The 13806-nt window shown below is 66.0% G+C and carries 1 pseudogene (running past one end of the window); it reads left to right on the forward strand.

Annotation, left to right across the window (positions count from 1 at the left end):
• Positions 1-13806 (forward strand): annotated as a pseudogene (locus tag MYXE_RS25150) (amino acid adenylation domain-containing protein) (its annotated part continues 21127 nt past the right edge of the window); the annotation flags it as partial.

Here is a 13806-nt window from a genome sequence, read left to right on the forward strand (position 1 = left end):
ATGGAACCTGACGGTAAGGCACTTTCGCAGTCACGAGGAAACTCGACTGAGCTTGACGCCCAGGCATTGCCGCTAACGCGTGCACAGCTCGACATATGGCTCGCGCAGCAAACAAGTCACTCAGGTACGGAGTGGCAGCTCGGATTGTTTGTCAGAATCCAGGGCGCGGTGGAACGTGATGCTCTTGAGTGGGCGATCCGCCGAGTGGTGCGGGAGGCTGAACCAGCCAGGGCAGCCATTTTTGAGGTAGATGGCCAAGTTTTCCAACGAGCGGTCGATTACCCGGATGTCGAACTTCCCTTCTTCGACCTGACCGGTTCGTCACAACCCGAGCAAGAGGCCCAGCAGATAGCGTCTTTGATCCAACGAACGCCCATGCCGTTCACGGGCCCACTATTCAAGTTCGCGTTATTTCGCACGCGGGTTGACGAGTTCTACCTGTTCGCCTGCGGTCACCACATCGTCATCGACGGCACAGGTATTCTGCTTTTGGGTCATCGGGTCGCTTCTGTCTACTCTGCGATCGTTTCCGGTGCACCCGTTTCTGCGGCCTCCTTCGGCTCCCTGCAGGATTTGGTCGACTACGAATTGGAATATGAATCCTCTCCCGATTACCTGGAAGACCAGGCATATTGGACCAGGAATCTTCCCTCGGGAAACGAGCCTCTTTATCGAGCTTCCCACTCCGCGGGTGAGTCCGATCCGTATCAATTATCAGCGCCGGTTCAGTTAAATGATGCAGTAGTTCGTCGCGTTGACGGCATATGCCAAGCGTGGAACATGCCCCGGTCGTCGGTGATTACCGCAGCGTGCGCACTTTTGGCCCGTGAGTGGTGCGCCGACGGTTCAGAGGTAGTGCTTGATTTCCCTGTCAGCAGGCGAGTACGCCCGGAGTCGAAGTCGCTTCCCGGCATGATGGCTGGGATTGTGCCGCTGGTATTAACGGTATCGCCAGACGCATCCGTCGCCAGCTTCTGTGAGCATGTTGATAAGCGGATACGCGAAGCGCTGCAGCATCAAAGGTTTCCAGTGCAAGCCCTTGAGCGGAAACTCCGGCTTCGCGACCCAGGGCAGCTAACCGACAGGGTGAGCATCAATTTTCTCCCGTCTACGCTCACGCTGTCCTTCGGTGGTCTCACGGCATCGGCGTCTTACACCAACGCCGGGATTGTCGGCGGCTTCGGCTTGATCTTCTCTACTGCCGGCGACGAGCTCTACCTCAGCACAGTAGGCGAGCTGCAACCGTTTTCGAATTTCGACGTCTCTGAGTTAGCACAGCGCTTGGAGCGGGTGTTGGTGGCGATGACCGCCGACCCGGGGCGGGTGTTGTCGTCGGTTGAGGTGGTCGATGCCGCCGAGTTGGCGCGTTTGGGTGAGGTGGGTAACCGGGTGGTGTTGACCCGGCCGGCGCCGGTGCTGGTGTCGGTGCCGCGGTTGTTTGCCGGGCAGGTGGCCCGCGCCCCGGATGCGGTGGCGCTCAGCTGTGGTGGGCGATCGTGGAGTTACCGGCAGCTCGATGAGGCGTCGAACCGGTTGGCGCACTTGCTGATCGACTACGGGGCGGGTGCGGGGTCGTGTGTGGCGTTGTTGTTGCCGCGCTGCGCCGAGGCGATCATCGCGATCCTGGGGGTGTTAAAGAGCGGGGCGGCGTATCTGCCCATCGACCCCGCACTGCCAGATGCCCGGGTCGGGTTCATGCTCGCCGACGCCGCTCCCCTCGCGGTGATCACCACCACCGGGCTCGCTGATCGGCTCGATGGCCACGATGTGGCGGTCATCGACATCAAGGACCCGCGGATCAACACCCAACCCAACACCAACCTGCCCGGCCCGGCCCCCGATGACATCGCCTACCTGATCTACACCTCGGGCACCACGGGGGTGCCTAAGGGGGTGGCGATCACCCATGGCAATGTGGCGCAGTTGATCGGGTCGGTGGATGCGGGTTTGGCCGGGCCGGGGCGGGTGTGGTCGCAGTGGCATTCGTTGGCCTTCGACGTCTCGGGTTGGGAGATCTTCGGCGCGCTGTTGCATGGGGGCCGGCTGGTGGTGGTGCCCGAGCCGGTGGTCCGCTCTCCGGCTGAGTTGCACGATCTGCTGGTTGCTGAGCGGGTTGATGTGTTGTGTCAGACCCCGTCGGCGGCGGGGATGCTGTCGCCGCAGGGGCTGGAGTCGGTGGCGTTGGTGGTCGCTGGTGAGGCCTGCCCGGTGGAGTTGGTGCAGCGTTGGGCGCCGGGGCGGGTGATGATCAACGCCTACGGGCCCACCGAAACCACAGTGTATGCCGCAATGAGTGCGCCATTGCGGGCTGGGTCAGATGCGCCGATTGGGTCGCCGGTGGCGGGGGCGGCGTTGTTTGTGCTGGATCGGTGGTTGCGCCCGGTGCCCCCTGCTGTGGTGGGGGAGTTGTATGTGGCTGGTCCTGCGGTGGGGGTGGGGTATTGGCGGCGGCCGGGGTTGACCGGGTCGCGGTTTGTGGCGTGCCCGTTTGGGGGGGTTTGGGGCGCGGATGTATCGCACCGGGGATGTGGTGCGTTGGCGTGCCGATGGGCAGTTGGAGTATGTGGGCCGCGCTGATGAGCAGGTCAAGATCCGCGGGTATCGCATCGAGTTGGGTGAGATTCAGGCGGCGTTGAGCGCGCTGGAGGGGGTGGGGCAGGCGGCGGTGATTGCCCGCGAAGACCGTCCGGGGGGATAAGCGCCTGGTGGGGTATGTCACCGGTGCGGTGGATCCGGGGTGGTTGCGGGCCAAGCTGCGTGAGCGGTTGCCGGAGTACATGGTGCCCGCGGCGGTGGTGGTGGTGGAGGCGTTGCCGTTGACGGTTAACGGCAAGTTGGATAAGCGGGCCCTGCCGGCACCGGAGTATGCCGATGCCGATCGTTATCGGGCTCCGGCCGGGCCGACCGAGGAGTTGTTGGCCGGTATTTATGCGCGGATTCTTGGTGTGCCGCGGGTGGGGGCCGAGGATTCGTTTTTTGATTTGGGTGGGGATTCGTTGTCGGCGATGCGGTTGGTGGCCGCGGTCAATGAGGCGTTGGGTGCCGGGTTGTCGGTGCGGGCGGTGTTTGAGGCGCCCACGGTGGGGCAGTTGGCGGGTCGTGTCGGGGGTGAGGGTGCCGCCCGGTTGGCGCCGGTGCGGCCGGTGGCGCGCCCGGCGGTGGTGCCGTTGTCGTTTGCCCAGCAGCGGTTGTGGTTTTTAGAGCAGTTGCAGGGGCCGTCCCCGGTTTACAACATGGGGGTGGCGTTGCGGCTGTGTGGGCGGCTGGATGCGGCGGCGTTGGGGGCGGCGCTTTCTGATGTGGTGGCCCGCCATGAGAGCCTGCGCACGGTGTTTCCCGCGGTGGAGGGGACACCGCGGCAGGTGGTGGTGCCGGTTGAGCGCGCCGAGTTCGGTTGGCAGGTGGTCGATGCCAGCGGTTGGTCGCCGGCATCGTTGGGGCAGGCCGTTGAGGCCGCGGTGCGGTATTCGTTTGATTTGGCGGTCGAGATTCCGTTGCGGGCACGGCTTTTCCGGGTTGCCGAGGATGAGCATGTGCTGGTGGCGGTGGTGCATCATATCGCCGCTGATGGTTGGTCGATCACCCCGTTGGTGCGCGATTTAAGTGTTGCTTATGCCGCCCGTTGTGGGGGCGGGCCCCGGGTGGGATCCGTTGCCGGTGCAGTACGCCGATTACACGTTGTGGCAGCGCGAGCAGCTGGGTGAGCTTGATGATCCCGATAGTCTGATCGCCGCCCAGGTGGCGTTTTGGGAACACGAGCTGGCGGGGTTGCCCGAGCGGTTGGAGTTGCCCACCGATCGGCCGTATCCGCCGGTGGCCGATCATCGCGGGGCGCGGGTGCCCTTGGAGTGGCCGGCGCAGGTGCAGCAGCAGATTGCCCGGGTTGCCCGGGAGCACAACGCGACCAGTTTCATGGTGATGCAGGCCGCGTTGGCGGTGCTGCTGGCCAAACTTAGCGCGACTGCGGATGTGGCGATCGGGTTTCCGATCGCGGGGCGGCGTGACCCGGTGCTGGATGAGTTGGTGGGGTTTTTCGTCAACACCTTGGTGTTGCGGGTGGATTTGGCCGGCAATCCCAGCATCGAGGAGGTGTTGGGCCAGGTGCGCGCGCGCAGCCTGGCCGCCTACGAGCACCAGGATGTGCCGTTTGAGTTGTTGGTGGAGCGGCTCAACCCGTCTCGGAGCTTGGCCCATCACCCGCTGGTGCAGGTGATGTTGGCCTGGCAAAACAGCATCCCGGAGTTGGGTTTGGGGGAGGTGCAGGCCAGCCCGGTGCCGGTGGATACGCGTACCGCGCGCATGGATTTGGCGTTTTCCATCGAGGAGCGCTGGACCGAGCATGGGCAGCCGGCCGGGATTTGCGGGGTGGTGGAGTTTCGCACCGATGTGTTTGATGCGGCCAGCATTCAGATGTTGATCGGGCGCTTGCAGCGGGTGGTGGTGGCGATGACCGCCGACCCGAGGCGGGTGTTGTCCTCGGTTGAGGTGGTCGATGCCGCCGAGTTGGCGCGTTTGGGTGAGGTGGGTAACCGGGTGGTGTTGACCCGGCCGGCGCCGGTGCTGGTGTCGGTGCCGCGGTTGTTTGCCGGGCAGGTGGCCCGCGCCCCGGATGCGGTGGCGCTCAGCTGTGGTGGGCGATCGTGGAGTTACCGGCAGCTCGATGAGGCGTCGAACCGGTTGGCGCACTTGCTGATCGACTACGGGGCGGGTGCGGGGTCGTGTGTGGCGTTGTTGTTGCCGCGCTGCGCCGAGGCGATCATCGCGATCCTGGGGGTGTTAAAGAGCGGGGCGGCGTATCTGCCCATCGACCCCGCACACCCGGTCGAGCGCATCGGGTTCATGCTCGCCGACGCCGCCCCCTCGCGGTGATCACCACCACCGGGCTCGCTGACCGGCTCGATGGCCACGATGTGGCGGTCATCGACATCAACGACCCGCGGATCAACACCCAACCCAACACCAACCTGCCCGGCCCGGCCCCCGATGACATCGCCTACCTGATCTACACCTCCGGCACCACGGGGGTGCCTAAGGGGGTGGCGATCACCCATGGCAATGTGGCGCAGTTGATCGGGTCGGTGGATGCGGGTTTGGCCGGGCCGGGGCGGGTGTGGTCGCAGTGGCATTCCTATAGCTTCGACATCTCGGGTTGGGAGATCTTCGGCGCGCTGTTGCATGGGGGCCGGCTGGTGGTGGTGCCCGAGCAGGTCGCGGCGTCTCCGGCTGAGTTGCACGATCTGCTGGTTGCTGAGCGGGTTGATGTGTTGTGTCAGACCCCGTCGGCGGCGGGGATGCTGTCGCCGCAGGGGCTGGAGTCGGTGGCGTTGTTGGTTGGTGGTGAGGCCTGCCCGGTGGAGTTGGTGCAGCGTTGGGCGCCGGGGCGGGTGATGATCAACGAATACGGGCCCACCGAGACCACGATGTGGGTGACCTTGAGCGCGCCGTTGGCTCCGGGTGAGGAGGCGCCGCCGATTGGGTCGCCGGTGGCGGGGGCGGCGTTGTTTGTGCTGGATCGGTGGTTGCGCCCGGTGCCCCCTGCTGTGGTGGGGGAGTTGTATGTGGCTGGTCCTGCGGTGGGGGTGGGGTATTGGCGGCGGCCGGGGTTGACCGGGTCGCGGTTTGTGGCGTGCCCGTTTGGGGGGTTTGGGGCGCGGATGTATCGCACCGGGGATGTGGTGCGTTGGCGTGCCGATGGGCAGTTGGAGTATTTGGGCCGCGCTGATGAGCAGGTCAAGATCCGCGGGTATCGCATCGAGTTGGGTGAGATTCAGGCGGCGTTGAGCGCGCTGGAGGGGGTGGGGCAGGCGGCGGTGATTGCCCGCGAAGACCGTCCGGGCGACAAGCGCCTGGTGGGGTATGTCACCGGCAGTGTGGATCCGGGGTGGTTGCGGGCCAAGCTGCGTGAGCGGTTGCCGGAGTACATGGTGCCCGCGGCGGTGGTGGTGGTGGAGGCGTTGCCGTTGACGGTTAACGGCAAGTTGGATAAGCGGGCCCTGCCGGCACCGGAGTATGCCGATGCCGATCGTTATCGGGCTCCGGCCGGGCCGACCGAGGAGTTGTTGGCCGGTATTTATGCGCGGATTCTTGGTGTGCCGCGGGTGGGGGCCGAGGATTCGTTTTTGATTTGGGTGGGGATTCGTTGTCGGCGATGCGGTTGGTGGCCGCGGTCAATGAGGCGTTGGGTGCCGGGTTGTCGGTGCGGGCGGTGTTTGAGGCGCCCACGGTGGGGCAGTTGGCGGGTCGTGTCGGGGGTGAGGGTGCCGCCCGGTTGGCGCCGGTGCGGCCGGTGGCGCGCCCGGCGGTGGTGCCGTTGTCGTTTGCCCAGCAGCGGTTGTGGTTTTTAGAGCAGTTGCAGGGGCCGTCCCCGGTTTACAACATGGGGGTGGCGTTGCGGCTGTGTGGGCGGCTGGATGCGGCGGCGTTGGGGGCGGCGCTTTCTGATGTGGTGGCCCGCCATGAGAGCCTGCGCACGGTGTTTCCCGCGGTGGAGGGGACACCGCGGCAGGTGGTGGTGCCGGTTGAGCGCGCCGAGTTCGGTTGGCAGGTGGTCGATGCCAGCGGTTGGTCGCCGGCATCGTTGGGGCAGGCCGTTGAGGCCGCGGTGCGGTATTCGTTCGATTTGGCGGTCGAGATTCCGTTGCGGGCACGGCTTTTCCGGGTTGCCGAGGATGAGCATGTGCTGGTGGCGGTGGTGCATCATATCGCCGCTGATGGTTGGTCGATCACCCCGTTGGTGCGCGATTTAAGTGTTGCTTATGCCGCCCGTTGTGGGGGCGGGCCCCGGGGTGGGATCCGTTGCCGGTGCAGTACGCCGATTACACGTTGTGGCAGCGCGAGCAGCTGGGTGAGCTTGATGATCCCGATAGTCTGATCGCCGCCCAGGTGGCGTTTTGGGAACACGAGCTGGCGGGGTTGCCCGAGCGGTTGGAGTTGCCCACCGATCGGCCGTATCCGCCGGTGGCCGATCATCGCGGGGCGCGGGTGCCCTTGGAGTGGCCGGCGCAGGTGCAGCAGCAGATTGCCCGGGTGGCCCGGGAGCACAACGCGACCAGTTTCATGGTGATGCAGGCCGCGTTGGCGGTGTTGTTGTCCAAGCTGGCCGCCAGTGCTGAGGTGGCGATCGGGTTTCCGATCGCGGGGCGGCGTGACCCGGTGCTGGATGAGTTGGTGGGGTTTTTCGTCAACACCTTGGTGTTGCGGGTGGATTTGGCCGGCAATCCCAGCATCGAGGAGGTGTTGGGCCAGGTGCGCGCGCGCAGCCTGGCCGCCTACGAGCACCAGGATGTGCCGTTTGAGTTGTTGGTGGAGCGGCTCAACCCGTCTCGGAGCTTGGCCCATCACCCGCTGGTGCAGGTGATGTTGGCCTGGCAAAACAGCATCCCGGAGTTGGGTTTGGGGGAGGTGCAGGCCAGCCCGGTGCCGGTGGATACGCGTACCGCGCGCATGGATTTGGCGTTTTCCATCGAGGAGCGCTGGACCGAGCATGGGCAGCCGGCCGGGATTTGCGGGGTGGTGGAGTTTCGCACCGATGTGTTTGATGCGGCCAGCATTCAGATGTTGATCGGGCGCTTGCAGCGGGTGGTGGTGGCGATGACCGCCGACCCGGGGCGGGTGTTGTCCTCGGTTGAGGTGGTCGATGCCGCCGAGTTGGCGCGTTTGGGTGAGGTGGGTAACCGGGTGGTGTTGACCCGGCGGCGCCGGTGCTGGTGTCGGTGCCGCGGTTGTTTGCCGGGCAGGTGGCCCGCGCCCCGGATGCGGTGGCGCTCAGCTGTGGTGGGCGGTCGTGGAGTTACCGGCAGCTCGATGAGGCGTCGAACCGGTTGGCGCACTTGCTGATCGACTACGGGGCGGGTGCGGGGGCGTGTGTGGCGTTGTTGTTGCCGCGCTGCGCCGAGGCGATCATCGCGATCCTGGGGGTGTTAAAGAGCGGGGCGGCGTATCTGCCCATCGACCCCGCACACCCGGTCGAGCGCATCGGGTTCATGCTCGCCGACGCCGCTCCCCTCGCGGTGATCACCACCACCGGGCTCGCTGATCGGCTCGATGGCCACGATGTGGCGGTCATCGACATCAACGACCCGCGGATCAACACCCAACCCAACACCAACCTGCCCGGCCCGGCCCCCGATGACATCGCCTACCTGATCTACACCTCCGGCACCACCGGCGTCCCCAAAGGAGTCGCCGTCAGCCACCACAACGTGATCCAACTGTTCGACTCATTGGAAGCTAGCTTTGATTTGGGGCCGGGGCAGGTTTGGACGCAATTTCACTCTTTGGCCTTCGACTTCTCGGTGTGGGAGATCTTCGGCGCGCTGCTGCACGGGGGCCGGCTGGTGGTGGTGCCGGACGAAGTGGCGGCGTCACCGGACGAGTTCCATGAGGTGCTGGTCGCTGAGCAGGTCAGCGTCTTAAGTCAAACCCCCTCGGCCGTGGGCATGTTATCGACGGAGGGGTTGGAGTCAACGACGTTGGTGATTGGCGCCGAGCCGTGCCCGGCCGACCTGGTGGACCGTTGGGCGCCGGGGCGGGTGATGATCAACGCCTACGGGCCCACCGAGACCACGATGTGGGCATCCAAAAGCGCGCCGTTGGCGCCGGGTTCGGGGACACCGCCGATTGGGTCGCCGGTTCCAGCGGCAGCCTTTTTCGTGCTCGACAGCTGGTTGCGCCCGGTTCCCCCTGGTGTGGCCGGCGAGTTGTATATAGCGGGTCGCGGTGTGACGTACGGGTATTGGCGGCGGCCGGGGTTGACCGGGTCGCGGTTTGTGGCGTGCCCGTTTGGGGGGTTTGGGGCGCGGATGTATCGCACCGGGGATGTGGTGCGTTGGCGTGCCGATGGGCAGTTGGAGTATTTGGGCCGCGCTGATGAGCAGGTCAAGATCCGCGGGTATCGCATCGAGTTGGGTGAGATTCAGGCGGCGTTGAGCGCGCTGGAGGGGTGGGGCAGGCGGCGGTGATTGCCCGCGAAGACCGTCCGGGGGATAAGCGCCTGGTGGGGTATGTCACCGGTGCGGTGGATCCGGGGTGGTTGCGGGCCAAGCTGCGTGAGCGGTTGCCGGAGTACATGGTGCCCGCGGCGGTGGTGGTGGTGGAGGCGTTGCCGTTGACGGTTAACGGCAAGTTGGATAAGCGGGCCCTGCCGGCACCGGAGTATGCCGATGCCGATCGTTATCGGGCTCCGGCCGGGCCGACCGAGGAGTTGTTGGCCGGTATTTATGCGCGGATTCTTGGTGTGCCGCGGGTGGGGGCCGAGGATTCGTTTTGATTTGGGTGGGGATTCGTTGTCGGCGATGCGGTTGGTGGCCGCGGTCAATGAGGCGTTGGGTGCCGGGTTGTCGGTGCGGGCGGTGTTTGAGGCGCCCACGGTGGCGCAGTTGGCGGGCCGTGTCGGGGGTGAGGGTGCCGCCCGGTTGGCGCCGGTGCGGCCGGTGGCGCGCCCGGCGGTGGTGCCGTTGTCGTTTGCCCAGCAGCGGTTGTGGTTTTTAGAGCAGTTGCAGGGGCCGTCCCCGGTTTACAACATGGGGGTGGCGTTGCGGCTGTGTGGGCGGCTGGATGCGGCGGCGTTGGGGGCGGCGCTTTCTGATGTGGTGGCCCGCCATGAGAGCCTGCGCACGGTGTTTCCCGCGGTGGAGGGGACACCGCGGCAGGTGGTGGTGCCGGTTGAGCGCGCCGAGTTCGGTTGGCAGGTGGTCGATGCCAGCGGTTGGTCGCCGGCATCGTTGGGGCAGGCCGTTGAGGCCGCGGTGCGGTATTCGTTTGATTTGGCGGTCGAGATTCCGTTGCGGGCACGGCTTTTCCGGGTTGCCGAGGATGAGCATGTGCTGGTGGCGGTGGTGCATCATATCGCCGCTGATGGTTGGTCGATCACCCCGTTGGTGCGCGATTTAAGTGTTGCTTATGCCGCCCGTTGTGGGGGCGGGCCCCGGGGTGGGATCCGTTGCCGGTGCAGTACGCCGATTACACGTTGTGGCAGCGCGAGCAGCTGGGTGAGCTTGATGATCCCGATAGTCTGATCGCCGCCCAGGTGGCGTTTTGGGAACACGAGCTGGCGGGGTTGCCCGAGCGGTTGGAGTTGCCCACCGATCGGCCGTATCCGCCGGTGGCCGATCATCGCGGGGCGCGGGTGCCCTTGAGTGGCGGCGCAGGTGCAGCAGCAGATTGCCCGGGTGGCCCGGGAGCACAACGCGACCAGTTTCATGGTGATGCAGGCCGCGTTGGCGGTGTTGTTGTCCAAGCTGGCCGCCAGTGCTGAGGTGGCGATCGGGTTTCCGATCGCGGGGCGGCGTGACCCGGTGCTGGATGAGTTGGTGGGGTTTTTCGTCAACACCTTGGTGTTGCGGGTGGATTTGGCCGGCAATCCCAGCATCGAGGAGGTGTTGGGCCAGGTGCGCGCGCGCAGCCTGGCCGCCTACGAGCACCAGGATGTGCCGTTTGAGTTGTTGGTGGAGCGGCTCAACCCCACCCGAAGCTTGACCCATTCTCCGCTGGTGCAAGTGGTGTTGGGTTGGCAGAACTTTCCCGGCCACAGCAGTGGCGCCCATGCGGAGTTGGGTTTGGGGGAGGTGCAGGCCAGCCCGGTGCCGGTGGATACGCGTACCGCGCGCATGGATTTGGCGTTCTTCTTGGGGGAGCGCTGGACCGAGCATGGGCAGCCGGCCGGGATTTGCGGGGTGGTGGAGTTTCGCACCGATGTGTTTGATGCGGCCAGCATTCAGATGTTGATCGGGCGCTTGCAGCGGGTGGTGGTGGCGATGACCGCCGACCCGGGGCGGGTGTTGTCCTCGGTTGAGGTGGTCGATGCCGCCGAGTTGGCGCGTTTGGGTGAGGTGGGTAACCGGGTGGTGTTGACCCGGCCGGCGCCGGTGCTGGTGTCGGTGCCGCGGTTGTTTGCCGGGCAGGTGGCCCGCGCCCCGGATGCGGTGGCGCTCAGCTGTGGTGGGCGATCGTGGAGTTACCGGCAGCTCGATGAGGCGTCGAACCGGTTGGCGCACTTGCTGATCGACTACGGGGCGGGTGCGGGGTCGTGTGTGGCGTTGTTGTTGCCGCGCTGCGCCGAGGCGATCATCGCGATCCTGGGGGTGTTAAAGAGCGGGGCGGCGTATCTGCCCATCGACCCCGCACACCCGGTCGAGCGCATCGGGTTCATGCTCGCCGACGCCGCCCCCTCGCGGTGATCACCACCACCGGGCTCGCTGACCGGCTCGATGGCCACGATGTGGCGGTCATCGACATCAACGACCCGCGGATCAACACCCAACCCAACACCAACCTGCCCGGCCCGGCCCCCGATGACATCGCCTACCTGATCTACACCTCCGGCACCACGGGGTGCCTAAGGGGTGGCGATCACCCATGGCAATGTGGCGCAGTTGATCGGGTCGGTGGATGCGGGTTTGGCCGGGCCGGGGCGGGTGTGGTCGCAGTGGCATTCCTATAGCTTCGACATCTCGGGTTGGGAGATCTTCGGCGCGCTGTTGCATGGGGGCCGGCTGGTGGTGGTGCCCGAGCAGGTCGCGGCGTCACCGGCTGAGTTGCACGATCTGCTGGTTGCTGAGCAGGTTGATGTGTTGTGTCAGACCCCGTCGGCGGCGGGGATGCTGTCGCCGCAGGGGCTGGAGTCGGTGGCGTTGTTGGTTGGTGGTGAGGCCTGCCCGGTGGAGTTGGTGCAGCGTTGGGCGCCGGGGCGGGTGATGATCAACGAATACGGGCCCACCGAGACCACGATGTGGGTGACCTTGAGCGCGCCGTTGGCTCCGGGTGAGGAGGCGCCGCCGATTGGGTCGCCGGTGGCGGGGGCGGCGTTGTTTGTGCTGGATCGGTGGTTGCGCCCGGTGCCCCCTGCTGTGGTGGGGGAGTTGTATGTGGCTGGTCCTGCGGTGGGGGTGGGGTATTGGCGGCGGCCGGGGTTGACCGGGTCGCGGTTTGTGGCGTGCCCGTTTGGGGGGTTTGGGGCGCGGATGTATCGCACCGGGGATGTGGTGCGTTGGCGTGCCGATGGGCAGTTGGAGTATTTGGGCCGCGCTGATGAGCAGGTCAAGATCCGCGGGTATCGCATCGAGTTGGGTGAGATTCAGGCGGCGTTGAGCGCGCTGGAGGGGTGGGGCAGGCGGCGGTGATTGCCCGCGAAGACCGTCCGGGGGATAAGCGCCTGGTGGGGTATGTCACCGGTGCGGTGGATCCGGGGTGGTTGCGGGCCAAGCTGCGTGAGCGGTTGCCGGAGTACATGGTGCCCGCGGCGGTGGTGGTGGTGGAGGCGTTGCCGTTGACGGTTAACGGCAAGTTGGATAAGCGGGCCCTGCCGGCACCCGAATACAGCGATTCCGATCGGTATAGGGCCCCGACCACTCCTACCGAGGAGTTGTTGGCCGGTATTTATGCGCGGATTCTTGGTGTGCCGCGGGTGGGGGCCGAGGATTCGTTTTTTGATTTGGGTGGCGATTCGTTGTCGGCGATGCGGTTGGTGGCCGCGGTCAATGAGGCGTTGGGTGCCGGGTTGTCGGTGCGGGCGGTGTTTGAGGCGCCCACGGTGGCGCAGTTGGCGGGTCGTGTCGGGGGTGAGGGTGCCGCCCGGTTGGCGCCGGTGCGGCCGGTGGAGCGGTCGGCGGTGGTGCCGTTGTCGTTTGCCCAGCAGCGGTTGTGGTTTTTAGAGCAGTTGCAGGGGCCGTCCCCGGTTTACAACATGGGGGTGGCGTTGCGGCTGTGTGGGCGGCTGGATGCGGCGGCGTTGGGGGCGGCGCTTTCTGATGTGGTGGCCCGCCATGAGAGCCTGCGCACGGTGTTTCCCGCGGTGGAGGGGACACCGCGGCAGGTGGTGGTGCCGGTTGAGCGCGCCGAGTTCGGTTGGCAGGTGGTCGATGCCAGCGGTTGGTCGCCGGCATCGTTGGGGCAGGCCGTTGAGGCCGCGGTGCGGTATTCGTTTGATTTGGCGGTCGAGATTCCGTTGCGGGCACGGCTTTTCCGGGTTGCCGAGGATGAGCATGTGCTGGTGGCGGTGGTGCATCATATCGCCGCTGATGGTTGGTCGATCACCCCGTTGGTGCGCGATTTAAGTGTTGCTTATGCCGCCCGTTGTGGGGGCGGGCCCCGGGGTGGGATCCGTTGCCGGTGCAGTACGCCGATTACACGTTGTGGCAGCGCGAGCAGCTGGGTGAGCTTGATGATCCCGATAGTCTGATCGCCGCCCAGGTGGCGTTTTGGGAACACGAGCTGGCGGGGTTGCCCGAGCGGTTGGAGTTGCCCACCGATCGGCCGTATCCGCCGGTGGCCGATCATCGCGGGGCGCGGGTGCCCTTGGAGTGGCCGGCGCAGGTGCAGCAGCAGATTGCCCGGGTGGCCCGGGAGCACAACGCGACCAGTTTCATGGTGATGCAGGCCGCGTTGGCGGTGTTGTTGTCCAAGCTGGCCGCCAGTGCTGAGGTGGCGATCGGGTTTCCGATCGCGGGGCGGCGTGACCCGGTGCTGGATGAGTTGGTGGGGTTTTCGTCAACACCTTGGTGTTGCGGGTGGATTTGGCCGGCAATCCCAGCATCGAGGAGGTGTTGGGCCAGGTGCGCGCGCGCAGCCTGGCCGCCTACGAGCACCAGGATGTGCCGTTTGAGTTGTTGGTGGAGCGGCTCAACCCGTCTCGGAGCTTGGCCCATCACCCGCTGGTGCAGGTGATGTTGGCCTGGCAAAACAGCATCCCGGAGTTGGGTTTGGGGGAGGTGCAGGCCAGCCCGGTGCCGGTGGATACGCGTACCGCGCGCATGGATTTGGCGTTTTCCATCGAGGAGCGCTGGACCGAGCATGGGCAGCCGGCCGGGA

Origin of the sequence: Mycobacterium xenopi, from assembly GCF_009936235.1 — a bacterium.
GTDB classification, from domain to species: Bacteria; Actinomycetota; Actinomycetes; order Mycobacteriales; family Mycobacteriaceae; genus Mycobacterium; species Mycobacterium xenopi.